The organism is Armatimonadota bacterium (genome assembly GCA_013314775.1).
Lineage (GTDB): Bacteria > Armatimonadota > Zipacnadia > Zipacnadales > JABUFB01 > JABUFB01.
In genome coordinates this window covers 365,080-389,550 of record JABUFB010000010.1, presented here as the reverse complement: position 1 = coordinate 389,550, position 24,471 = coordinate 365,080, and the positions used below count along the sequence as shown (strand labels likewise).

The following is a 24,471-nucleotide window of genomic DNA, read 5'->3' as shown; positions in this document are numbered from 1 at the left end:
CTGTGCCCGAAGGTCCGTTCAAATGCGTACGGTTATGAAAAGCCGGAGGGCGGCGGGTGCGCGCGCCCTCCGGTGATGGGATCAGTTCGGCCTGTGCGGCGTCGCGCCGGCTGAAAGATGCCACTGCCCGGCATCCGGACGAAGGGATGCTACCCCCGGTTGAACAGCCCTGCGCTGCCGGTGATCTCTTCCTTCGTCATGCGGGCCTCGTCGCCGAAATGCTCCAGCACCTGGTCCACATTCTCGATCACCTTGCGGAAGGCGTTGGCGTACTCTTCGATGACCTGTGGGCGGTAGTGCTTGAACCAGGGCACGCTGTAGCAACGCGCGGGAATGCTCTCGGTCACGGGCAGGCTGCCCTTGGGCTGGCGCAGGTCACGGTTGGAATTGGCGATGATCGTGGGTTTGCCGTGGCCGTAGATGTCGGCCTCGTGAAACAGAGGGTGGGTGTGCAGCGGGAAATTGGCCCCGGGGCTGATGGAGCAACCCTCGGCGCTCACAGCCTGAGCAAACTTGCTCACATGCAGATTGTCGAGTTCCTCGGGCACATAGATCCCGTGGGCTGCATACCAGCCGCCGCAGTCGGAACCGCTGTCCTTTGCGGGCCGGTGGGCGCGGATGCCCGGCAGGCCTTCGAGCAGGTCCCAGAAGTAGTTCATCGCCTTCTGGATTTCGGCACAGCGAGCCTTGTAGTGCTTGAGCTGGACACGACCGCAGGCCGACGAAAGCTGGTGCATGCGGTACTTGTACCCACCCCAGGGAAGACCGGCGAAGGGCTGCAGGCTTGGGTCCTGGCAGACGGTCGAGGTGCGTTCATAGTGACCCCAGGCGATGGCACGCTGGTACAAGAGGTCGTCGTTGGTCAGCAGGAAACCGCCTTCGCCGATGGCGAGGGCCTTACCGGACATGGTCGACATGGCATTACAGTGGCCGATTGTCCCCACGAGGCGGCCCTTGTAATGGGCGCCGTGGGCGTGGGACACGTCCTCGATCACCTTGATCCCGTGCTTTTCGGCGATCTCCATAATCGGGTCCATATCGCACGGATAGCCGCAGTAATGAACGGCGACGATGGCTTTGGTGCGTTCGGTGATCCGGTGCTCGATGTCGCCGGGATCGATGCACAGTGTCATGGGGTCGACTTCGGCGAACACGATGGTCGCCCCAAGGGAAAACGCGGGCAGGACCGAGGCCCAGTAGGTGAGGCTCGGTCCGATGATCTCGTCACCCACACCCACTCCGCACGCCCACATGGCTGCCTGGAGCGCGCCGGTGCCGGAACTGTGAGCTACGGCGTACCTCATGCCGTGCCAATCGGCGTATTCCTTTTCGAACTGAACCGTCACATCGGTGCCGGACATGCCGCCCCGGCGCAGGACTTCGAGGACCGCGGCTTCGTCCTCTTCGGTGATGATGGGCCAGGTGAAGATGTCCTGCGGGTCTGTCTGAACCGCCCTGGGTCCGCCCAGAAGCGCGAGCTGACTGTTTGACATGGAAATGACCCCTTTTGTCCGCATTGCGTGTTCTACGACCAGCGAGGGCGATATTTCGCGCGGACTTCGTGGGCACCTGCTTGTGAGGGAGGGGAATTGTTGTCAGGACCCGAGGCGAGAGCGCTCAGTGCCGGGCGCAGGCTGAAGCGAATCAATATCCCGATCCATCACGAGTATGAGTTTGCCCATCAGCTCGAAGAACCGTCCTCACGAGCGCCCGCGCACCGCGAGGTCGACATCGGAGTCCAGCCGGCGGTAACCCGCGGCCGTGGTCCCGCACAACTCCCGCACAACTCTCGCGCTTGAGGATGATGGCGGCGATGCACATCTGGTCCTCGACGCCGACGCTCCCGGTCTCCGTCGCGATGTTCTCACTCTCTTACCGTAGTTCGCAGTGCACAATCGCCCAAGGCTTGCCGCAACTTGCCCGCCCTCTACCCTCCCCGGCCATCCCACCAGTACGTCCGGAACTCCTTGATCGCCTCAAGCACTGCGTCCACGTTCTCCGCGGGTGTTGGCGGGTAGATGCCGCAGATGAACTCCAGCCCGCCCTGGGGGGAGCCCAGTTTGCGGACCTCTTCCTCGATGAGGTCACGGATTTCGGAGCGCGTCCCGAAAGGCACCACGGTCTGGCGGTCGATGTCCAGCCGGATGCAGAATTGGCCCTTCACCTCACGTGCCAGGTTGTCGATGCCATTGCACAGGTCCTGAGGATTGATGATATTGACCCCGGCGATGCGGAACTCGTCTATCAGATCCATAATGTAGCCGTCGCTGTGGAGCGCCACCAGTATGCCTTTTTCGGCGCAGGGCGCGATGAGCCGTTCGTAGCCGGGGGTGATCCACTCGCGGAAAGTTGCCGGGCTGATGATGGAAGACGTCTGGGTGCCCAGATCCTCGCCGAACTCCATGAGGTCAACGCCCATATCCACATACTGCCGCACGATCTGCATATTGTGGTCGACAATCATTTCCGCCAGCTTCCGCAGCTTGGGCTCGCCCAGCGCCATGTCAAACATGGCATTCTCAAACCCGCGCAGGTACGTCAGCCGCATGAATAAGAACCCGTGGGGCAGGCCTCCTGACGTGAGTGCTCCGGACTCTTTCGCCTTGGCGATATTGGCTCGGGTCTGCTCCCAGTCCATCGGGCCACGGTCGGCAAGTCTCAGGGGGTCTGGCGGCCGCCAAGTGTCCAGTGCCGACCAGTCAGAGAGCGGATGCCCTGTGACAACGCCCTCGATACCGTCGATGCTGCTCTCCCACGTGCAGCCCCAGTTGTCCACGAACTTCTCGCCCGCGCGGTAGGCATTGCCGAACTGGAAGTTGTCGTAGTCGATCTTTCCTTTCTCAAACCCCGGGTACATCCACGGGTGGCGCGCCATGACGTCCTCAAGATCTTCCCGCAACTGAACGCGCGACGCTCCCGAGATGCTGACATAAGCGGGGATCCACTCGGGGCCCTGGAAACGGGCATTGCGAATGTAGTTTTCACGATGGGACAGGGGCATGGCAGCCTCCATGGCCGGCTGTGCGAGAATTGATGAGAGTCGGGGCGGACGTTCGCCGCGGGTACGGGAGGAACCTGCCACGGCTGGCGATCGAGACCGTCCCGGCGGGATGTTGCGGGGAAGAGCAGTCATTGACGACCAGCGGCAAGCGGCTGTGCGGGTCCCGTCAGCCCACGAACACCGCCGCCTTGATCACCTGGTCCGGCGAAGAGGCCATCATCCGCAGGCCCTCCTCAGTCTCACTCAGGGCCAGACGATGGGTCAACAGGCTCGCGATGTCCACGTATCCGGCAGCCAGGAGTTCGAGGGCGTCGGGGATCGTGCCCCGGTGCAGCCGGGAGCCCAGGAAGTCCAGTTCCTTCTTCACCATGACATTGCCGGGGAATGTAATCGGGTCGCTGATCAGGCCGAGAAGCACCACGCGCCCCCCGGCAACCACAAGGTCGAGCGCCTGGGCGACTGTGTTAGCCTTGCCCACTGCTTCCACCACGATATCCGGCCCGGAATCTCCGCAGAAGGCCTCCAGGTCCGCGCGGAAAGTGGGTGAAGTCGGGTCGAAGGCCGCGTCCGCACCCATGCTCAGTGCCCGGTTGCGCCGGGCTTCCGACAGGTCGCTGACCGCCACTCTCGCGCCGCGATGGCGGGCTACGGCCATGACGCACAGGCCGATACTGCCGGAACCGATGATGAGCATGGTGTCGTTCGGGCTGGTCCGCGCGCGGTTGTTCGCCTGCACCCCAATGGACAGGGGCTCTGCGAGAACCGCGACCTCGTCCGACAGGCCTCGCGGCACCCGGTGAAGGCATTCCAGGGGCGCGCAGAAAAACTCCGCAAGCGCTCCCGGTGCATGGACCCCGATGACGCGCATGTTCTCACAGCAGTTGTACCGTCCGTGGCGGCACGGGTGACAGTCTCCACAGGGCATGCCAGGGTCGAGCACAACGCGTTCGCCGGGGGCGAGCCCTGTCGCGACGGGACGTCCCGTGAGACGCATGAGGCCCTCTGGTGACGGGTTGACGCGCACAATCTCGCCGACTACCTCGTGCCCGGGAATCTCGGGATAGCGGAAGAACGGCTGCGATCCCTCGTAGGCGTGCAGGTCGGATCCGCAAAGCCCGCAGACTTGGACCCGCACAAGCGCCTGTCCGGGAGGCGGATCCGGCACTGGAAGGGTGTCAACGGCGGCGGTATGGGCGGCCTGGATGATGAAAGCATGCATGGCGACGGCTCCGGTTGATGGTGTGAGGGCGTGAACGCCCGCTTGGTCTTACTAGCGGAGCGGCGCTTGTCTCGAACCCGGGTGCACGGCGCAGGCAGGACTGGCCCTGCACGCCGGCGAAGGGTCTGGCCACAATGCAGGCCGGGCAATCCTCGACCCACGGTGGTGACCTCCGTGACAGTTCCCTGCCTCTCGGTGGCAGTCCTGCTTCTCCTGTGCATGCCGGGCTTCAGCGCCGTGTACCACGTCAGCCAGAGCGCGCCGAACGCCTCGGACGACAATCCCGGCAGTCTGGCGGCTCCGCTGAAGACGATCTCGGCGGCGGTTGGGAAGCTCCAGCCGGGCGACAGCGTCTTCGTGGGCAATGGCACGTACCGGGAGTCGGTGGTCTGGAAACCGGAGCCGTGGCAGGACACGGACATCCGCTGCACTCTTGCCGCTGAACCGGGCAGCCGGCCGATCATCAAGGGCTCGGAGATCATCGCAGGGCCCTGGGAGCCGGTGGTGGTCCGCAACGGCGCAGCACTCCCGGCCCCCGCGGATGGTCACCGCGGGGTGTTCGCGTGCCCGCTGGACACTTACGCGCAGATGGTGTTCGTGGATGAAGAGCCTCTGCAGCAGATCGGCCTCCAGGGCAGTCCTCTCCGGGCCGAGAAAGCCACGGGATTCCGTTATGTGCGCGAGTGGGTGGGCAAGGGCCTGGACGATATGCGCGCCGGGTCCTTCTACTACGACAACGAGGCGAAGCGTCTTTACGTCTGGCTGCCCGACGGCGCCAGCCCGGAAGGCAGGACAGTCGAGGTTGCGGTTCGGGACGTGGGAATCGACCTCAGGGGCACCTGGACTGTGAGCGGCCTGGACGTGCGGCACATCAAGGATGGCATGTGGCCCCGGGAACAGGCGATGAATGTCTCCGGCAACCGGTGCATCGTGGAATCCTGTCGCATCACCCATAACGACTTCCTTGGCCTCATCGTCTCGGGGGAGGATTGCACCATCCGCAACTGCGAGATCGCCTACAACGGTATGTGCGGAATGGTAAGCAACTGGGGCTTTCGCATGCTGGTGGAGGACAACGAGTTCCACCACAACGCCTGGCGCGGGGACGTGGTCTGCCTGTCGGCGGGGAACAAGTGGGTGATGTGGCGCGACAGCCGCTTTATTGGAAACTATTTCCACCACGAAGACGAAGCCGCCCTGTGGATGGACATCAACGTGAACAATGTGCTGGTCGCCGACAACCTCTTTGAGGACTGCGCCGTGGGTGTGTACTTCGAGATCAGCCGCTGGGGTGTCATCGTCAACAACACCTTCCGGCGCTGCGGCCGGGCAATCTGGATCTACAGCTCGGATGCACTGGTGGCCCACAATGTCCTGGAAGGCTGCGGAGAGGGCATCACGGTCACGGGCATGCCCCGCGTGTGCAACTACAACCAGAGCGTGAGGGAGCCCGGCGAGTACGCGCTCATGCCTGTCCGCAATGTCCAGGTGCTCAACAATATCCTCGTGGACTGCCCCGGTTCCTTTCTTGGCATTACTGAGGACAACGGGCATAGCTGGGGCAACTGGTCGGACTACAACGTGTTCGTGTGGACCCTCCCGTACTACCACCGCACGGGCAACCATTTCAGGTTCATGCGCGGCTGGGACAGCTTCTACGGGAAGCTGGCGATCTGGCGCATGGAACGCCACTGCGATACCCACTCGCTAACCGTCGATCCCAAGCTGCGGCGCATCATGCTGGGCGACAGGCACTGGGTGGCATTGCCCCCGGAGCAGGTGCTGGATGACGGCGGGTTCGTGAACGCGGCGGCCGGGGATTACCGGCTGAAGCCCGACAGCCCGTTGCGCGGGAAGGGAGTTGAGATCCCGCTGGAACTGCAGCAGACGTGCATCCCATGCGACGGGACGGAGATCAGGTCGCGCGCGTGGGCGAGGACGCTGCTGTCGAAGGCCCCCCGCGAGGGGATGCCGGCGATGTTCGAAGATGCCCACGGCGGACACTATCGCCTGCCCCCTATTCCGGGTAGCGTGCCCCCGGTGAACCTGGACACCTGCGGGCCTGGGACGCCGGGGATCAACGAGCTTTGGCGAGCAACACGGGAATATCCTCACTTCCGGAAGACCGGCGAGCCGGAGTCCCCGGGCGAACTGGACTGGCAGGTGCGTCCGGAGCCGATCTCGGAGGATCCGGGCTTCGACAAGCCCTTCGCGAAGCCGGGTGAACAGGGCGGGCCATGGATTGCCGTCGGGGCGCTGCATACATACACCGGCGTGGCCTGCGCGAACTTGACCAAAGGGCATACAGCACCCCAGACGGCGTACCAGGAGATCGGCGTGGTGCAGCCGGATACCGAGTACGTGGTGCTCTGCGAGATGCACGGTCTGTCGCTTGTCCCGGACTGCGGCGCACTGGGGGAAATCTACCTTGCCACCGGAGATGAGCGGGACCGCCTCGGCTCTGCAATCGAGGTCAGGATCGCGCCTGGAGGCACCGTGCACTGGAACACCCGCGTCCTGCGCTTCCGCACCGGACCTGAGGGCCAGGACCCGGCAGTGGGCAAGCCCCTCTCGGTGGTGATCAGTGCAAAGGCCATCGTGCCCGAAGGATCGCCCTCGACAGACCCGGTGGCCCTCCTGCGCTGGGACAATCTGCGCGTCCTGTCAGGCGCGAAGCCGTGAGGTTGCCGCCCTCACTTGTTCTCGAGGCGTACGTCGTCCAGGTAGAATACTGCATCTACCGTGGTGTGTGACAGGAAGGCGAACCAGTCCAGAACCTGGAAGCGTTCGTCTTTCATGGGCACCGCCTGCGCGGCTGACTCTTTCCCGTCCGGCAGCGTGACCCGCACTGAGAAGCCCTCGCCTGCGAGCTCGCCCAGACCGAACTTGATCTCGACGCGGGACCACTCATCCAGGGGCAGCCTAACCAGCGTCTGTTCGGCGGCCTTCAGTGTCCCGTCAGGCCCAATGGTGACCAGTGGCCCGCTGAAGAACGTGCCCCCTTTGTACGTCCGGCCCTCGATCCCAATGTTCGCACCCCCGCCGGGGCGGACCGCGAAGCTCACCGTCACCCGCCCCTTGTCGAAGGTGGGGGAGTAGATCAGGTACGGGTAGAAGGGCTTGGCGTTCTTCGGACCGTCGGTGAACTTCAAGCTGAAGCGTCCTTCGGCGGCAGTCTCATCGGTCACGCGAATGTGAACATGCTCGTCTGCGCCCTGGATGGCGCGCTTCTCGGGCACAGGGGTGGGCACGTTGGGCTCCGATGTGTCCACAATCGGTCCCGGCGGGGGCGGCGGGGGCAAGGTCATGGACAGGATCGGCGTGGGGGAGACGGGGATCGCCTCGGCGTCCAAGTGGGCGTATGGGGGCTCAAGCCCGGCCGCTTGTGCGATCTCCGCTGGGAATGCCGGATCATCGGGCAGCACTCCGAAGCTGTTATCTACCCACGTGTGCCAGTCGGCGCTGTTCTGGTTGTGTCGGATCGGGTTCCCGGACGTGCGATAGATCACATTGCGCTCTACCAGGAAGCCCTTGCTGCCCTGGTCGAAGAACATGCCATTGTTCGGGGCGCTGCCCGCGAACTTGCTCCGGTGCACGTCGTGGATATGGTTCCCCCGGATGACATTCCCGGGCATGAACCCCAGTGTGTAGATGGCCCCGCCGTCGGCGAGGAGCATCATGGAATCGTGGATGTGATTGGCCTCGATTACATTATTCTTGCACGGGGTGGGGTTCTCATGCCACGCCCATCCCACCGAGATATTCGAGTACAGGAAGCGACGCACGATGTTGTGGCGGATCACCGTGCCGTCGGTGATGCCCGCCCAGATACCGTGGGCTGAAAAGTGCACCAGGCCGCCATCGGAGATCACGTTGTTCTCCACCACATTACCGGTGGGAGTTGGTCCTGCGCCCCCGATCTTGACCCCGCCGCCGCCCAGGTCGAACATTCGGTTGCCCGCGATCCGGTTGTTCGAGCACCCGCCGCCGAAATCCACCGCGTATGCCCCGAGATGCGCGAAAGTGCAGTCCTCCACCGCACAATGGGTCGCCACCCGAGCCTGGAAAGCCGCGGGGAGATCGGTCATGCCCTGACCGGAGCTGTACCCTTGATCGGGCAGGGACCAGTGGGTGTGGGCGAAGGTGATGCCCCGGAAGCGCACGTGGTCAACACTCAGACCCATCTCCGCGTCGCCCTGGAGGATCACGAGTTGGTCCGTGCGGGGAGCCACCACCGTGAGGGTCGCCATATCCTCGCCCTCCACCGGGCGGTATGACAGCACCCCCGTCGGCCGGTCCAGGTACCACTCGCCGGGGTTCGCGAATTGCTCCTTCACGTTCTCGGCGTAGTACGGGTTGCGCCCGCCTTTCCACCAGTGCCCGATGCGGTAGACCGGGAAGCCGGTGAAGCGCACGATGTGGTTTTCGGTGTCCAGTTCGCGGATGCGCAGGCGCGAGGAGGACCAGTCGTGCAGGGCCACGATCTCCACGTCCTCCAGGTTCTCCCAGGGTTCGAGGTCACCGGGCACATACATGAACTCATCCTGGGAGCGCCGGTGCCCCATGCCCTCGCGCGCCGGCGCGTTCGTGAGACCGGCGATGATCAGAGCGCCTTTGGATGGCCGGTAACGTCGCAGGAAGTGAGTCTCGCCCGGGCGACGCACGAAAAGCTGGCGGAAGGTCCACTCGCCCCTCTGCACCTCGGGTATCTGCGCCTGCCAGACTCCATCGCCTGCATCCTCCCAGTCCGTGATGACCTGTCCGCCAGTGAGAACTGTCGCGCCCTCACCGTATGTGGTCCACGTGATCGGGGCTTCCTGCGTGCCGGAGTCCTCCGGCGTCAGGCGCAGGGGTTCGGCCAGGAACCAGTCGCCGGCCTGAATGCGGATCGTCACCGGGCCGGGCAGGCCATTGCCGGCGGCCTTCAGTACCCGGACGGCATTGCGCGCGCCTTCGAGGGTGCGCAGTGGACCGTCGGCTTCATTGGCCGCGGGTGTGGGGATGCTCCCGCTCCACCCGTCATTCCCAGCCTGCGAGACGTAGAACACTGTGTCGGCGCCGACGCTTGCGTTCGCGAGAAGCAATGTCACCGCGGCTGTCAGCGCGATCTGGATGACTGTCATGGTGGGTTACCTCGCATGGGTTGTTGCGCGCCGATGATCTCGCCGATGCGCCGGATGCGGTCCAGGCTTGCGTCCGGAGGCGTGGTGTCGGCGATACTGTAGACGATCCCGCATCCGTCGGGGAAGGCATCGAGTGCTGCGTTGATATGATCCTCGAACTGTACCTCGGTGAAGCTGCCCGGCAGGACGCTCACGGAGCATATGCCGCCCCAGATCGCCACCGAGTTGCCCATCCGCGCGTGGCAGTCCGCGAGAGACAGCCGGGTCATCGGGTGAGGGCAGACAGAATCGGCCACATCCACCCCGGCCTGCCGGTAGAGGTGGCACAGGCCGTCGTTCTCCCCGTCCGTATGAGTTGCCAGGAGCTTCCCGTGGGCGTGCAGTGAGTCGGACCAGCGTTTCAACTGTGGCAGTATGTGCTCTTCGAACAGCCACGGCGGCGTCATGCTCACGTCGTAGTTTGCGCCGAACATCACCAGATCCGCATCACTCATGCAACAGGCATTCAAAGCGGCGTCGAAGCAGGGCTCCATCGCCTTGGCGCAGTCGAGAATCAGGTCGGGGCGGTCATGGAGGTCGTAGTAGAAGCGGTCATACGGCACGAGTTCCTTCAGCAGATGGTGCACCGGCGAGGCAGCAACGTTACCGAATGCAACGGCAATTCCGTCGTCGCCGATGCTTGCGCGGAATCGCTGGTATCGCGACTGGTCAGGCTCGATCTCGATATCCTCGAACAGTGCCGCCAGCACCCGATAGTCGTCGAGCGATTTGACCACCCGCTCGTGAACGTGCATGAGCGTCACGCCGTCGCGCCGCATCTGGTCAGTGTAGAGCAGCACGCCGGAAAGCTCTCCCGCCGGGGTGTTGTAGATGATCCGGATCTTCTCGCCCTCGTGGATCACCTGGCGCCGCGTCCGTCGGAACCGCAGGCGGTATGGCTGGTTGGGCACGTGGTCCAGCCCCAGGACCCGGTCACACGCCTCCTCCGGGTGTTCGGTGTCCAGAAAATCAGGGATCGCCGCGTGGCATCCCACGCCAAGATCGCGCACGATGTCTCGCAGGGTGGCGTCGCGCCATTCGGTCGGCAGCGTGCCCCGGGTACGGTTTGACTTGAACCACAGGTCCAGACGGGGCACCCAGGGGATGCGATCTACCGGTTCGCGCCGGAATGCGGCCAGCATGCGCTCCCGGTGGGTCATGGGTGCAGCAGGAGGCTGGACGGTCACGGGATCACCTGCGCCTTCACTGTCTCCCCGGCGCGCACGGCTTTCAGGCCCTCGGCGACCTCGTCAAGCGTGTACTGGTGGCTGATGAGTGGTGCCACCTGCACACGGCGCGATTCGAGGAGAGCAATCGCCCGGGTGTCGGTGAGCGGGTTAGTGTACGCGCCCCTGATGTTCAGTTCGTGGTGGAAAATGCTGTACGGCTGCACCGGTACTTCCAGGTCCTGCGGGCAGACGCCGAAGAAGAGGATGGTGCCCCCGCGCCGGGCCAGTGGAATCGCGGACAGCGCGGTCGCCGGAATGCCCGCCGCCTCGATGACCACGTCCGCGCCCCCTCCAGTGAGATCATGGACCGCTTCGGTCAGGCCATCCCCGAGAGCCACCGGGTCCAGCGCGTCATCGGCCGCCAGTGCAAGGGCCAGTTCGCGCTTCTCCTCACGCGGCTCGCTCACGATGACCCGGGCCGCACCGCTGTTGCGGGCCAGTTGAGCGAGAATGTTGCCGATGCTTCCCGCTCCAAGAATAACCACGCTGTCGCCGGGGCGTATCTCGGCCACGTCGATCCCGTGCAGGCAGCAGGACACCGGCTCCATCATGGCCCACAGGTTGAGTGGCAGGGCATCAGAGACCGGCAACGCAAGCTGAGCGGAGACCTTGCACAGTTGCGCGAAGCCGCCGTCATACGTGACGCCGCAGGCGGTGGGGCTGGTGCACAGGTGGAAAAGGCCCCGGTAGCAATAGCGGCAGCGCCGGCAGGGATTGTTCGGGTTGACAGCTACGGGATCGCCGGCTTTGAGATGTGTCACATCCGCGCCGACCTCAAGAAGGGTACCGCTGAGTTCGTGCCCGGCGATCACGGGGTAGAGGGCATCGTAACCGCCGGATTCGATCTTCAAGTCGGTACCGCAAATGCCGCATGCCGCCACCTGGATCAGCACCTCGTGGGACGCGATCACCGGGTCGGGTACCTCACGCACCTCGATCTCGAAGGGTGCCGTGAAGAGCGCTGCTTTCATTGGGTAGACCTCCGGCGGCAGGAATCCGCGGTGTAGTTCGCCAAGAGACCGCTTAGTGGAGCGGCCTGCGACGGTTCACCTTTCCATCCCTGCTTTCCCGTTGCAGGCCGATGATTCCTCCGGGGAACACTGGGTGTGACAGCAGGGTCTAACCGGCGTGCAATCGGGACGGTTCGCAAGTTCAGTCGTCCAATGGAGGGCGTACCATGATCGCCAGCATTCGCCGGTACAGACTGACTCACTGGACGGTACTCACCTTGTTTCTGGGGACGGTGGTCACCGTGTGGCAGGGGCACACGGCTGTTGGACAGGACGACCCGCTCAGCCCAATCGGCATTGAACTGGTGGCGGCGCGGGAGTGGCTGGGCGGGAGCACCGGGGCGGTGCGCGTCGTGGTCAATGATTACCGCGAGCAAGAGCCGGTTCGGGGCGCGGATGTGGAGATCGCACTGGCTGACGCGGAAGGCACCTCTCGGCGCCTGTACGCCGGAAAGACAAATGCATTGGGTACGCTGAACGCGACCTTCGATGTCCCGGACCTGGAACCCGGCGACTACACTCTCAAGGTCTCGGCCCGCGCTCGGGGCATGCAGGACAGCACGGAGCAGACGATCCGGCTCAAGCGGTCCTGCCAGATCCTGCTGAATACAGACAAACCCATCTACCAGCCCGGGCAAGTGATCCACCTGCGCGCGCTTGCCCTGCGCAGGCCGGGTCTCAGCGCGGCGGCGGGCCGGGACATGACTCTGGAAGTGTCCGATGCCAAGGGCAACAAGGTTTTCAAGAAGACCGAAAAGACCAATGATTTCGGCATCTGTTCGGCGGACTTCCAGCTTGCCGACCAGGTGAACATGGGCGCCTTCAGTATTCGCGCGATCCTTGGCGAAGATGAGGCGACCAAGACCGTCACGGTGAAGAAGTACGTGCTGCCGAAGTTCAAGGTCACTGTATCCACCGACCGACAGTACTACCTGCCGGGCGACACGGTGACGGGGAAGGTGCAGGCGGACTACTTCTTCGGCAAGCCCGTGAGTGGCGGCCGGGTGGCCTTGAGTGTGAAGACTTTCGACGTGGAATTCACCGAAGTGGGCCGCGTTGAGGGCAAGACCGACGAGAACGGGACCTTCGAGTTCGAGACCCGCCTGCCCACACATTTCGTGGGCCAGCCGCTGGAGCATGGCCAGGCGTTCCTGGAGCTTGATGTGCAGGTCACCGACCAGGCCGAGCATGCGGAGAAGGTCATCCACACCTCCACCGTGGCGGCGGGGCACCTGAACATCAATGCGGTACCCGAAGCGGGGACCATCGTTGCGGGTGTAGACAACATCGTCTACGTGCTCACCTCGCGCCCCACCGGGGAGCCGGTTGAAGGCACCATCCGGGTGCTCAGCGCGAGATGCGGCGACAAGACCATTCCTCTGAATCAGACGGACTACGGGACCGACGCGCTGGGCATTGCGGAAATCACCCTCGCGGTTCCTGCGGACCTGATCCCAGAGATGCCGAAGGCCCCCGCGGGGATGATGCAGAGGTGGGGCATGGATGAGCCCGATGCCCCGCCTGCCATGCCGGTTGTGATCGAGGTCGCGGGCCGTCTGGCTGACGGCACCCTGGCGAAGCGCACCATCGAGTTGCCCACTCGCCCGGGTGGCGCGGAGAACCTGCTGCTTCGGGTGGACAGGCCGCTGGCCAGTGTGGGCGACCCGCTCAATGCCACGGCTCTGTGCGGGGCGGCAACAGGAACCGTGTACTTCGACCTCGTGAAGGACCGGCAGACCATGCTGACCTACGCCGGAGAAATCCGCGACGGCCGAGCCCAGGTCTCCATGCGCCTGTCGCCTGAGCTCAGCGGGACCTGCTATGTGAGCGCGTATCGAATCTCCGGCGATGGGCAGATCATCCGGGACACCCGCCCGGTGTTCGTGCAGCCCGCAGGCGACCTGCAGATCGGCGTCGAGCCCGACCGCGACAGCTACGTGCCCGGACAGGAGGCGAAGCTGGCTTTCTCGGTGGTGGATGAGAACGGCAGGCCGGTGGCGGCGGCTCTCGGGATCAACGTGGTGGACGAGAGCGTCTTCGCCCTGCAAGAGCTTCAGCCGGGAATGGAGAAGGTCTTCTTCTACCTTGAACAGGAGCTGATGACGCCCCGGTATGAAATCCACGGCTTCGAGATGCCCACGCTCATCACGAAGGAGCCGGTGGACGAACTGCAAGCCGCCCCTCAGCAGGCAGCAAGGGTGCTGTTCGCAGGCGCTGACGTGCCCACGCCCGAGATGATCCTCGAGAGCACCTTCAATCGCCGCCTGGTGAAGGCCCGCGAAAGCTGGGCGGAGGGGATGCGCCCGAAGCTGGAGAAGCTGGCGGAAGCCTTGGGCAAGCTGGGCGACCGCAAGCTCAAGGAGCCTGCAAATGCCGGGCCGGAACTTGTCAAGCTCGGGCTGGTCAAGGCAGATGAACTGCTGGATCTGTGGAAGAACCCGGTGAAGGTGGAGATCATCACAGAAGGCGGCTGGCAGAAAGCCGCGGTGGTTATCAGCGCAGGGCCGGACGGCAAGTTCGATACCTTGGACGACCTGTTCCTGAGCACCGCCCAGCCCGGTCAGTGGTTCAAGAATCGAGACGCCGCCGTGGAGGGCAGCAAGATGTGGCGGTTGCGGGGCGGCTTCGGAGGGGACATTGTCTTCGCAGCGCCTGCTGCGGGCATGCCGGGGATGGCGATGGCGCTGGACGGGGGTATCGCAAAGGGCGGGGTTGCCGAGGCCGTCCCCACAAGTGACGCGGGCGGCGTGGAGAAGCCCGTGCGGGTGCGTGAGTACTTCCCGGAGACCCTCTACTTCGAGCCCTCCCTCATCACCGACGAGAACGGGAAGGCCACGCTGACCTTCCCCATGGCCGACTCCATCACCACCTGGCGGCTGGCGGCAATCGCCAACAGCGCCCTGGGCAAGCTGGGCTCCACAACGAAGGGACTGCGGTGCTTCCAGGATTTCTTCGTGGACATCGACCTTCCTGTGGCCCTCACCCAGAACGACCAGGTGTCGATACCCATCGCTGTCTACAATTACCTGCCCGAAACCCAGACGGTGCGCCTGCAGCTTGCTGAGGGCGACTGGTTCGAACTGGATGGCGAGGCCACCCAGAGCCTTGAAATCGCTGCGAACGAGGTGAATGTCCGGTACTTCACTCTCACGGTGAAAAAGATCGGCCATCACCCGCTCACGGTGCATGCCTACGGGTCGAAGATGAGCGACGCTATCAAGCGCAGCATTGAGGTGCTGCCCGACGGCAAAGAATTCGAAGCCACCGAAGGCGGGCGTCTCTCGGGTACGGTGGAGGAGGTCATCGAAATCCCGGAGGGCGCGATCGCTGACGCCTCGAGCCTCATGGTGAAGGTGTATCCCGGCGTCTTCTCGCAGGCCGTGGAGGGGCTGGACAGCATCCTGCAGATGCCCTTCGGGTGCTTCGAGCAGACCTCGTCGGTGACCTGGCCGAACATCATGGTCCTGGACTACATGAAGGCCACGCGGCAGAGCACGCCGGAGATCCAGATGAAGGCCGAGGGGTTCATCAACACCGGTTACCAGCGCATGCTGTCGTACGAGGTGCCCGGAGGCGGGTTCTCGTGGTTTGGGAATGCCCCAGCCAACCGACTTCTCACGGCCTACGGACTCATGGAGTTCCACGACATGTCCGCCGTTCACACGGTAGACCCCGACATCATCCGGCGCACCCAGAACTGGCTGCTGGATCAGGCGAAAGACGGCGTTTACGAAGCCGAGGAGGGCTACTGCCACGCCGAAACCTGGGCCAAGGTGCAGGTGGACAAGCTCCTTCCCACAGCGTATATCGTGTGGGGTCTCACCCACAGCCAGTGCAAGGACCCACGGGTCAACACCAGCGCTGACTACGTGCGGGAGAACTGGAAGCAGGCGAAGGATCCCTATACCCTGGCGATTGTGGCGAATGCACTTGTCGGTGCCGACAGCATCAGGGGCAACGGCGAGTTGACCGGGACCACGCTGGAAGTTCTGAAGACCCTTGTTGGGATGGCGAAAACCGACGGCGATCAGATGTGGTGGGAGTCCTCCATCGGCGGCGTCACCAACAGCACCGGCAGGAGTGCGGACCTGGAGGCCACGGGAATGGCGGCGCTGGCCCTCCTGCGGGGCGGGCACCACTCAATGGAAGCCTCCAGGGTGCTGAACTATCTGGTCGCCAACAAGGACCCGCGCGGGACCTGGTTCTCGACGAATGCCACGATTTTTGCCCTGCGCGCCCTGGTCATGGCCCAGAAGGAAGCCACCACCCGGGATACCAATGCGGAGATCACCATCACCGTGAATGGCGAGCGTGCAGCCGCCTTTGCGATCACCCCCGAAGACGCGGATGTCATGCGCGCCATCGACTGCCGGCAGTTCGTGAAGCCCGGTGCGAACAAGGTGCGAATCGACTTCGCCGGGCAGGGAAGCTCGCTTTACCAGGTGGTTGGGCGATACTACATGCCCTGGAAGGCGGCCGAAAAGCCCAAGACGGAAGCCCTGTCCATCGACGTGCAGTATGACAAGACCCGGCTTGCCAAAGACGACACTGTCACCGCGAAGGTGACGGTAAGCAACAACACCCCCGCGAAGCTGGGGATGGTTGTGGTCGACCTGGGCATCCCGCCGGGGTTCACCGTGGACGCAGGGGACTTTGCCGAACTGGTGGGTTCGAAGAAGATCGACCGCTTCAACCTCACGGGGCGACAAGTCATCGTCTACCTGGAGACCGTCGAGGGGCGGCAGAAGCTGGACTTCAGCTACACCCTGCAGGCCCGGTACCCGCTCAAGGCCCAAGCGCCCAAGAGCACGGTGTATGAGTACTACAATCCAGAGAACCGGTCGGATGCGAAGCCGGTTGGCATCGAGGTGACGGAGGGGTAGGGCGACTCTTTTTCCCCACAGGCGCTGGGCAGTCCCGGGTGGACCGGGCCCCAGCGCCTGTTTGGCGCAAAGCGTCGAGCCCGCCCGAGCATACCCGCGGCACGACCCGCATGTGCATGTGGGAGGACTATGGTCTCGCGCCAGCGAAACCCCCCTCACTTTTTCAGGAGGCCGACGGTCACCTTGACCCACCGCATCTACTTTGCAGACGCCCGGCGCATGCCTGAATTGGACTCCGGGTCTGTGCACCTCATAGTGACTTCGCCCCCCTACTGGCAACTCAAGAATTACGGTTCGCCCGGACAGATCGGCTTCGACGACACGTACGAGGAGTACATCGCGAAGCTCAATGAGGTGTGGGCGGAGTGCGACCGAGTCCTGCACCCCGGCTGCCGGATATGCATCAACATCGGCGACCAGTTCGCCCGGGCCGCCCATTATGGCCGGTACAAGATCATACCCATCCGGACCGAGGTCATCCGTTTCTGTGAGAGCATCGGCCTGGACTACATGGGAGCTGTGATCTGGCAGAAACTCACAACCTGCAATACCACCGGCGGGGCGTCGATCATGGGCTCGTACCCTTATCCACGCAATGGGGCAATCATGATCGACTACGAGTTCATCCTGGTGTTCAAGAAGCAGGGGAAGGCCCCACCCGTCTCGCGCGAGGTCAAGGAGGCGGCTCGAATGACGCACGAGCAGTGGGTGGAGTATTTCACGGGGCACTGGCGCGTTCACGGCGAAAGGCAGGATGCGCACCTCGCTGCGTTCCCCGAGGAGATCCCGCGCCGCCTGATCCGCATGTACTGCTTCCCCGGGGAGACCGTCCTGGACCCTTTCCTGGGCAGTGGGACCACGGTGAAAGTGGCCGCCGAAGAGGGTAGAATCGGACTAGGCTACGAGATTAACTGCGAGTATGAGCCGGTCATTCGGGAGAAGCTCGGGGCGCATGTTGGGAGGATTGAGTTCAGTCGCCGCGTAGGAGAAGCGCTTCCCGCACCAGTCGCGGTGCAGGAACCACCCAAGCCAAGCCTGGTGCGCCTTCAGGGTGCGGATAGGATAGACTTCGGCAGCCGGATAGACGGGCGTTCGAGGTCGGGCAAGACCATCCTGCAGGCGGCGCGGAGACTGGCCGGAGAGCCGGGCTGGCTCTCCTTGACAGAGCGCGAAAGGATGGCCAATATTGTTGACGCGGTAGCCGCACAGACCGGAACCGATCGCCGTCTGGTGTCCGCCGGAGTGCGCAATGCCCTGCGGACGCTGAAAGGCTTCGCGGAACTTGTGCGCGGAGCGGCGGAAACAGGTCCTCTGCAACCGGCGCGGCGACCGGCGGCACATGAGCAGGAGTGAGGGCGATGACAACGAACGCTGTGCGTCAGCCGGCCTTCGCGGGGATGTTCTACGCCGCGACGCGGCGAGAGCTGTTGGCGAGTCTTGACGCTTGTTTCCGCAAAGCGGGATGCACCCAGTTGCCGCCTGCTGTGGATGATGACGGTCCACGGCGCATCCTGGGCCTCGTTAGCCCGCATGCGGGTTATATGTATTCGGGTACGGCGGCGGCGAAAGGCTATCTGCAACTGGCGCAGGACGGTCGTCCAGAGGTGTTTGTGGTCGTTGGTCCGAACCACGGCAGGAGTTTCGTGAACGGTATTCAGACCGGTGGGTGGTGGGAGACGCCGCTGGGACGCTCGCCGATCGCAGGAGATCTTGCGACGGCTATCGCCAGAGACCTGGACGGGTTCACTGATGGCGTAGCCGGGTTCGCGGGGGAGCACAGTCTCGAGGTGCACCTTCCCTTCATCCAGTATGTGTTCGGCCTGGACACGCCCATTGTGCCGATCATGATGCTGGATCAGGGTGGCCCGGCGGCAGCTGAAGTCGGCGGAGTTCTGGCGAAGCATCTTGCCGGGCGGAATGCGGTAATCATCGCGAGCACTGACATGACCCATTTCGAGAGTGCAGACTATGCTCGGGAGCAAGACCAGGTGCTGATCTACCGCATGCTGGAACTGGACCCGGACGGCCTGCTTCGAGACCGCCTGCGGCTGGATGTATCCATGTGCGGATATGGCCCGGTTGCGGCCATGCTCCATGCCGCGAGGTCTCTCGGAGCGACCGAAGCCGAGGTGGTGGACTACACCAACTCAGGCGTGGCAACAGGGTCCAGCGCGGAGGTCGTGGCTTACCTGTCCCTTGTGGTGCGCAGAGCCGCATAGACTATTCGTCGGCCCAGGCCGACTCAAGGAGCGAACGCTGATGGCAGACAGATGGCGCGTCGGCCTCGTGGGTGTGGGGCGTGGCTCGGGATACGGAAGACTGCTGGCCGAAGACCCGCGGTGCGAGATCACCGCTCTGTGTGACCGCGACCCGGATGCGCTGGCGCGATTCCAGGAGGGTCTCGGGCTTCCGGACGACCGCTGCTTCACCGACTACGGGCGGTTTGTGGATAGCGGCCTGGATATCGTCTTTGTCGGCACACCGATCCCCGCCCATTGCGAGCAGGTGATCAGCGCGCTTGAGGCAGGTTGCCACGTGCTCAGCGAGGTAACCATGGCGCCCACCATCGGGGAGTGCCAGCAGATCGTAGATGCGGTCCGTCGCACCGGGAAGCGGTACATGCTGGCGGAGAACTGCGTCTATTGGCACTTCGTGAACCATTGGCGTGAACTGGTGCAGTCGGGCGACCTGGGGATCATCGTGTACGCGGAGTGCGAGTACATGCACCCTATCCCATCGCTCATCTACGACCCGGCGACGGGCGAGAAGCGCTGGCGCAGCTACCGACCTCCTCTGCACTATTGCTCGCACTCGCTGGGGCCAATCCTTGAGATCACCGGAGACCGCATTGTCCGCGCGTGCGGCGTCGGAAATACCCACCACATCTTCGATCTGCCAGATCCGGGCACCATCGATCTGCAGGTGGCCCTCTTCCAGACCGAGAAGGGCATGACCATCAAGATGCTGCGGACATCGCTGCTTCCCCGAGATCGCGGCATGCACGCGTACGAGCTCCACGGAACAAAGGGATTTGTCGCCACAAGCCAGGACGGGGTGGGGGAGAACCCCGGGCGCCTGTACATCCAGGGCAAGACGGACGCGACGCAGGAAATCGACGTGCCGCGCAATGACCCGAACCTGCCACCCAGTGCCCAGGCCGGTGGACACGGCACCGCGGAGTACTCTCTGCTTCAGGATTTCCTGGGTGCGCTGGAACGTGGTGAAAAGCCGCGGCTGGATGAGATCCGCGGTTGGGAACTCACAGTGCCGGGCATCGTGGCGCATGACTCTGCGATGAACGGGAATGTCTGGATGGAGGTCCCGGCGCCAGAATGAGCCGCGCAGGGCACGACTGTCCCGTCTGCCGCTCCGGAACGCGGGCCCCGGTGGAAGTCGGGGCGACCATCATCGACGTCCGCGGCCTAGGATTCCGTTACCGCGTTCCCCCGGTGGAGGCGCTCAAAGGGGTGGAATTCGCGCTGCCGCGGGGTGCCTTCTGCGCGGTTATTGGGCCAAACGGGTCCGGGAAGACAACGCTCATCAAGCTGATGATGGGGCTGCTTGTGCCCAGTTGCGGAACCATACGCGTTTTGGGCCAGGACCCGGAACAGGACCCGGGGGCGGTCCAGCGCCTCATCGGGTATGCGCCGCAGCAGACCGCCATCAATCTCAGCCCACCGTTGAGCGTGCGGGAGGTTGTGAGTCTCGCCGCACAAACCCGCAATTCAGGGGGACGGGGGCAGGTCCGCCAGCGAGTGGACAAGGCGCTGGACATGGTGGGGATGCTCTCCATGGCTGGGCGGCCGTTTCGATCCCTGAGCGGCGGCCAGCGCCAGCGCACACTCATCGCCCGGGCGCTGGTAGTGGATCCCCCCGTGCTCGTGCTGGATGAGCCCTTCGGACAGGTGGACGCAGCCAGTCAGACGGCGATCGGTGAACTCTTGCACCATATCGCACAATCTCACGGTGTCACCGTTATGGTGGTTGTGCACGACGTCAACCCAATCTGTCACTTTATCACCCATTCGCTCCTTCTACGCACGCGCCAGATCGCTTTCGGGACGCCGTTGGAGGTCCTGACCGCCGAGAACCTGCGGGAAGCCTACGGCACTCTCGTCCCCGTGCTGGTGTGCGAGGAAGGCTACCGTCATCCGGTCATCCAGGCTTCGCATGACTGATTTGCAAGAGTACCTCACTTCCCCGTTCGTGCTGCGCGCAATCGTTGGCGTGTTCCTGATCGCCGTCAACGCGGCTTTGAGCGGGGTTTTCGCCAGTTTTCGCAGCCTGACGTTCCTGGTGTCCGGGGCCAGTCACGCAGCGCTTGCAGGAGCGGCGCTGATCATCGTGCTCGAGGCCTACGGCCTGGTTCACCTGGGCAATCCGGTGCTCGGAGGCGCGGTTTTTGCGGTCGCTCTCGCGCTACTTGCCGGAGGCGCGTCTTTCAGAAGTTCCGACCGAGCCGCAGACCCAGCCATCGGCGTGGGCTTCGCATTTTCCATGGCCCTGGCAGTACTTCTCATCTCGTTGATTCCTGAGTCGGCTACGCGTGTGTGGGGCGTTCTGATCGGGGACCTGCTCTTACTGAGCAATCAGGATCTGCTGATCCTGGGAAGCCTCACGGGCCTGGTGGTGCTCTTATTTGGCCTGCTGCGGCGCGAGTTCCTGTTCATTACCTTCGACATGGAAGGCGCGCGGGCGTTTGGCATTCAGGCGGGTGTGTACAACTACATTCTCTTCGCCCTCATCGGCCTGTCTGCGGCGATCCTGATGAAGGGCGTCGGGGCGATTGTTGTCTTTGCAATGCTGGTGTCGCCGGGCGCTGCCGCGCTGCTGATCGGCAACACCGTCAATGCAGTGGTCGCATGGGCCTTTGGGATTGCCTTCGCGTCCGGGCTTATCGGCATCGTGCTGTCGTATTACATTGATTTTTCTGTCAGCGCCCTTGCAGCCATTATCTCCGCGGCGAGTTATTTCATTGCCAAGGGCGTCATTTGGCTGCAATCGAGGGGTAAAGGGGCAGATGGGTAGGGCTCATTCCCAACGCGGATCGCGAGTACCACACCACGCCGCGCGTGGTGTGCTCAGCTCGGAGCACTGCTTCGGCTTTGCCGGAAGTGGCACTCGGCGGAAGGCTGGCGGGCGAGACGCCCGCTCCACGCGATTCAGTTGGTCGGCCTGGGCGTCCGGCAGGACGCTCGGACCGAAGGTCCCGCAGACCCGGGTTTCAACCCGGGGCACGGAAGGCGAAGGCCGGCGGGCGAGACGCCCGCTCCACGCGATTCAGTTGGTCGGCCTGGGCGTCCGGCAGGACGCTCGGACCGAAGGTCCCGCAGACCCGGGTTTCAACCCGGGGCACGGAAGACGAACCAAAAGCGCCCCGCGTTCCATTCCGGCCTCAGCCCACATCCGCTAACGGAGACACGCGTTCATCCACGGGCAGCTTCACCGGTGCGCCGCGCAGGTGGGACAGGAACGTGGCCTGCATGATCTCGATCGGGACCGCGCCCACCCGGCCAGATGACGTATGCTCCCCGCCGGACTGCATCCGCTCGAACATCTCCCGCATCATGTGGACCCGGTTGTGGATTGCCACCTGGCGGCTAATCTCCTGCCAGCCTGCGCGCATGGTGTAGCCGGAAGCGGTAGTCACAGCATCATCCGGAATCTCCACCGTCTCCCACGTCTCGCCCGCGGAGGGTTCCGGGGCGCGGTTGATCATGAAGTCGTTGTTGAAGGCAGCGAGGCGCCCCTCGGTGCCCCAGGCAATCCAGTGGAAGATCCCAGGGTCCTCGTTGAAATGTAAGTCGGCCCGAACACCGCTCTTGTAATAGGTGGTCAGGTCGATCCTTTCCCCCAGCACCCATCCTGCGCCGCGGTCTCCGGGTTCCCGATCCTCTCTGGCGCATGGGCGGCCGTCGATGCTGCAGTAAGCGAACACCCAGTCCGCATCGCCAAGCAGTATCCCTACCGCGTCGTTGAGGTGGCTGCCGATATTGTGCAGCTCCGGGCCGCCGCGCCGGGACTTTCCTCCTCCGGTGACATATCGCACTGTGCCGATGATCCCGTCATCCAGCAACCTCTTCACGTGCCAGTATGCAGGTGAACTGCGCCGCTGGTGGCTGACCACGAACTGCACTCCTGCCGCGTCGCAGGCTGCGATCATCGCGTCGCATTCTGCCGGGTCCCGCGCAAGGGGCTTTTCGCACAGCACGTGAATCCCCCGGGCCGCCGCTGCCAGCACGGGCTCCAGGCGGACGTCGGCGCACGTGGCCACGTGGACATAGTCCGGGTGCAGGTCGTCCAGCATCTTCTCGACGTCCGTGTAGACTGCTTCCAAGCCGGTCTCCGTCTTGAACCGCTCCAGCGCCGCGGGCATCACATCGCAGCAGCCCACAAGCTCCACCACCGGGTCATCAGCTGCCCGGAGCGGATTGTCGGGTCTGAAGAACGCGATGTCGTCCAGATGCGAGCGAGCAATCCCGCCGAAACCGATGATTGCAGTCCTAAGCATACCGGGGGCCTCCACCAATTGAGGGTCGCTGCCTGTGATGGGAGTGTTCCCCAATAGCTCCCGGTGATTCCTCCTCGCGCAGGCAGACACCAGGCCGGAACCCTGGAGGCCAATCCGGTGTGGGTGTGGAAACGTACCGGTGTATCCCACCCCTGCACTGCCGGAGAGACGCGCAATGGCGCTCGCGATTTACAGAAGGACGTTTCGCGTATTGACGGGGGCAATGGTGTTCCCATTGGCCTGCATCACCTTCGCCCAGGGAGAAACACCCACCGTGCTTGACTACGAGATCCGCCTGCAGACCGTCCTGGAACACGATGATGGGCAGTTCCTGTGGTTCCATCCGAGAGTCGCCCCGGTTCCGTCGGCCACTGGCGGCGTCCCGGCTGTGGTGATGACTCTACAGAAGCATCTCCGAGTGTCCGACCATTACTCAGGCCTGAGCGTTATGCGCACCGATGATCTCGGCGCGACCTGGAGCGGTCCGGAGGCCCGCCCGGAGCTGGACTGGGTGCCAGGGCCCAACGGAACCAACTTCGCCGTCTGCGATGTGACCCCGGGCTGGCATGCCCCCACCGGCAAGCTCATCGCCGTGGGCGCTCGAGTGCGTTACGGACAGGGCGGTGAGCAATTGGACAATGACCAGAGGGACAATCAGACGGCATACACTGTGCTTGACCCCGCCGCGGGTACCTGGACGCCTTGGCGGGTCATTGACATGCCGGCCGATGCGAAGTTCGACTATGCCCGGTCCGCCTGCGCCCAGTGGCTCACATTACCGGACGGGACCCTCTTGCTGCCGTTCTACTACGGGCCGAACGCAAGTGCCCCGGCATCGGTGACGGTGGTCCGCTGCTCCTTTGACGGCAACGAACTCAAGTACCTGGAGCATGGCAACGAGATGGAGCTGCCCATCGTCCGGGGGCTCTGTGAACCGTCCATTGCCTGGCACGGTGGGAAGTTCTACCTGACCCTCCGCAATGACCTGAAGGGCTACGTGACGCGAAGCGATGACGGCCTGCACTACGAGGACATCCGCCCGTGGACTTTCGACGACGGTGCGGAACTGGGCAGCTACAACACTCAGCAGCACTGGGTCTCTCACAGCGACGGCCTTTTCCTGGTGTACACCCGCAGCGGCGCGAATAATGATCACATCATGCGCCACCGCGCGCCGTTATTCATCGCCCAGGTGGACCCGGAGCGGCTGGTGGTCCTGCGCGACACGGAGCGGGTGCTGATTCCCGAACGCGGTGCGACACTCGGCAATTTCGGCGCGAATGCCGTCTCCGAGCGCGAGTCGTGGGTGACTGTCTCGGAAGGCGTCTGGGGCGATGATGCGCGGCGTCGCGGGGCAACGGGAGCGACCTTCCTGGCGCGCATCATCTGGAACAGGCCCAACGCGCTGGCGGCGGGGATTCCCCAAGGCTGAAGAGGCGACCTGGCCCCCAGTTCT

At 63.9% G+C, this 24,471-nt stretch carries 15 protein-coding genes; 8 read left to right on the top strand and 7 right to left on the bottom strand.

Translation table 11 applies throughout. The features are described from left to right. Positions 1–149 precede the first annotated feature (149 nt). The 3 genes from HPY44_14345 to HPY44_14335 form a co-directional block, all read right to left on the bottom strand. Positions 150–1,493, bottom strand: a complete 1,344-nt coding sequence (locus tag HPY44_14345; GenBank protein ID NSW57190.1) for a DegT/DnrJ/EryC1/StrS family aminotransferase — start codon at positions 1,491–1,493, stop codon at positions 150–152. 434 nt (positions 1,494–1,927) lie between these two features. Next, positions 1,928–3,001, bottom strand: coding sequence for a hypothetical protein (locus HPY44_14340; protein ID NSW57189.1), 1,074 nt, complete (start codon positions 2,999–3,001; stop codon positions 1,928–1,930). A gap of 166 nt (positions 3,002–3,167) precedes the next feature. Next, positions 3,168–4,220, bottom strand: a complete 1,053-nt coding sequence (locus HPY44_14335; GenBank protein NSW57188.1) for an alcohol dehydrogenase catalytic domain-containing protein — start codon at positions 4,218–4,220, stop codon at positions 3,168–3,170. A 174-nt stretch (positions 4,221–4,394) separates the two neighbouring features. Here HPY44_14335 and HPY44_14330 point away from each other — a divergent pair, with 174 nt between their 5' ends. Beyond that, on the top strand, positions 4,395–6,902 hold the full coding sequence (locus HPY44_14330) for a right-handed parallel beta-helix repeat-containing protein (protein ID NSW57187.1): 2,508 nt from the start codon (positions 4,395–4,397) through the stop codon (positions 6,900–6,902). An 11-nt stretch (positions 6,903–6,913) separates the two neighbouring features. On the opposite strand, the gene HPY44_14325 is transcribed toward HPY44_14330, so the two are convergent. Genes HPY44_14325 through HPY44_14315 form a run of 3 tightly spaced genes read right to left on the bottom strand, consistent with a single transcriptional unit; the run spans position 6,914 to position 11,582 of the window. After that, on the bottom strand, positions 6,914–9,343 hold the full coding sequence (locus HPY44_14325; protein NSW57186.1) for a right-handed parallel beta-helix repeat-containing protein: 2,430 nt from the start codon (positions 9,341–9,343) through the stop codon (positions 6,914–6,916). Further along, positions 9,340–10,569: a hypothetical protein gene (locus HPY44_14320; GenBank protein NSW57185.1), complete on the bottom strand. Its 1,230-nt coding sequence runs from the start codon at positions 10,567–10,569 to the stop codon at positions 9,340–9,342. The genes HPY44_14325 and HPY44_14320 overlap by 4 nt, the downstream gene beginning before the upstream one ends. Then, a complete protein-coding gene (locus tag HPY44_14315; GenBank protein ID NSW57184.1) occupies positions 10,566–11,582 on the bottom strand; it encodes a zinc-dependent alcohol dehydrogenase family protein in 1,017 nt (338 codons plus the stop codon). The genes HPY44_14320 and HPY44_14315 overlap by 4 nt, the downstream gene beginning before the upstream one ends. A gap of 206 nt (positions 11,583–11,788) precedes the next feature. On the opposite strand from HPY44_14315, the gene HPY44_14310 reads away from it, so the two are divergent. The 6 genes from HPY44_14310 (at position 11,789) to HPY44_14285 (ending at position 21,532) form a co-directional block, all read left to right on the top strand. Beyond that, positions 11,789–16,504: a hypothetical protein gene (locus tag HPY44_14310; protein ID NSW57183.1), complete on the top strand. Its 4,716-nt coding sequence runs from the start codon at positions 11,789–11,791 to the stop codon at positions 16,502–16,504. A gap of 219 nt (positions 16,505–16,723) precedes the next feature. Then, the gene (locus tag HPY44_14305; protein ID NSW57182.1) at positions 16,724–17,857 is read left to right on the top strand and encodes a site-specific DNA-methyltransferase; all 1,134 of its coding nucleotides are present in this window, start codon (positions 16,724–16,726) and stop codon (positions 17,855–17,857) included. Between the two features lie 5 nt (positions 17,858–17,862). Continuing rightward, positions 17,863–18,723, top strand: coding sequence for an AmmeMemoRadiSam system protein B (amrB, locus tag HPY44_14300; protein ID NSW57181.1), 861 nt, complete (start codon positions 17,863–17,865; stop codon positions 18,721–18,723). Between the two features lie 40 nt (positions 18,724–18,763). Next, complete coding sequence (locus HPY44_14295) at positions 18,764–19,840, top strand: Gfo/Idh/MocA family oxidoreductase (GenBank protein NSW57180.1); 1,077 nt, start codon at positions 18,764–18,766, stop codon at positions 19,838–19,840. Continuing rightward, the gene (locus HPY44_14290; protein ID NSW57179.1) at positions 19,837–20,682 is read left to right on the top strand and encodes a metal ABC transporter ATP-binding protein; all 846 of its coding nucleotides are present in this window, start codon (positions 19,837–19,839) and stop codon (positions 20,680–20,682) included. Before HPY44_14295 ends, HPY44_14290 begins: the two co-directional genes overlap by 4 nt. Next, entirely contained in the window at positions 20,675–21,532 is an 858-nt protein-coding gene (locus HPY44_14285; GenBank protein NSW57178.1) for a metal ABC transporter permease, read from the top strand. Before HPY44_14290 ends, HPY44_14285 begins: the two co-directional genes overlap by 8 nt. A 367-nt stretch (positions 21,533–21,899) precedes the next feature. Here the strand turns inward: HPY44_14285 and HPY44_14280 are convergent, their stop codons facing one another. Continuing rightward, positions 21,900–23,015, bottom strand: a complete 1,116-nt coding sequence (locus tag HPY44_14280; protein NSW57177.1) for a Gfo/Idh/MocA family oxidoreductase — start codon at positions 23,013–23,015, stop codon at positions 21,900–21,902. A gap of 175 nt (positions 23,016–23,190) precedes the next feature. Between HPY44_14280 and HPY44_14275 the strand changes: the two genes are divergently transcribed. Further along, the gene (locus HPY44_14275) at positions 23,191–24,447 is read left to right on the top strand and encodes an exo-alpha-sialidase (protein ID NSW57176.1); all 1,257 of its coding nucleotides are present in this window, start codon (positions 23,191–23,193) and stop codon (positions 24,445–24,447) included. Positions 24,448–24,471: the final 24 nt, after the last annotated feature.

What these genes read in the sequence shown, in the direction of transcription:
- HPY44_14345 (NSW57190.1), bottom strand. Translation starts at nt 1,493, where the DNA reads ATGTCAAACAGTCAGCTCGCGCTTCTGGGCGGACCCAGGGCGGTTCAG.
- HPY44_14340 (NSW57189.1), bottom strand. Translation starts at nt 3,001, where the DNA reads ATGCCCCTGTCCCATCGTGAAAACTACATTCGCAATGCCCGTTTCCAG.
- HPY44_14335 (NSW57188.1), bottom strand. Translation starts at nt 4,220, where the DNA reads ATGCATGCTTTCATCATCCAGGCCGCCCATACCGCCGCCGTTGACACC.
- HPY44_14325 (NSW57186.1), bottom strand. Translation starts at nt 9,343, where the DNA reads ATGACAGTCATCCAGATCGCGCTGACAGCCGCGGTGACATTGCTTCTC.
- HPY44_14315 (NSW57184.1), bottom strand. Translation starts at nt 11,582, where the DNA reads ATGAAAGCAGCGCTCTTCACGGCACCCTTCGAGATCGAGGTGCGTGAG.
- HPY44_14310 (NSW57183.1), top strand. Translation starts at nt 11,789, where the DNA reads ATGATCGCCAGCATTCGCCGGTACAGACTGACTCACTGGACGGTACTC.
- HPY44_14305 (NSW57182.1), top strand. Translation starts at nt 16,724, where the DNA reads ATGCCTGAATTGGACTCCGGGTCTGTGCACCTCATAGTGACTTCGCCC.
- amrB (NSW57181.1), top strand. Translation starts at nt 17,863, where the DNA reads ATGACAACGAACGCTGTGCGTCAGCCGGCCTTCGCGGGGATGTTCTAC.
- HPY44_14295 (NSW57180.1), top strand. Translation starts at nt 18,764, where the DNA reads ATGGCAGACAGATGGCGCGTCGGCCTCGTGGGTGTGGGGCGTGGCTCG.
- HPY44_14290 (NSW57179.1), top strand. Translation starts at nt 19,837, where the DNA reads ATGAGCCGCGCAGGGCACGACTGTCCCGTCTGCCGCTCCGGAACGCGG.
- HPY44_14285 (NSW57178.1), top strand. Translation starts at nt 20,675, where the DNA reads ATGACTGATTTGCAAGAGTACCTCACTTCCCCGTTCGTGCTGCGCGCA.
- HPY44_14280 (NSW57177.1), bottom strand. Translation starts at nt 23,015, where the DNA reads ATGCTTAGGACTGCAATCATCGGTTTCGGCGGGATTGCTCGCTCGCAT.
- HPY44_14275 (NSW57176.1), top strand. Translation starts at nt 23,191, where the DNA reads ATGGCGCTCGCGATTTACAGAAGGACGTTTCGCGTATTGACGGGGGCA.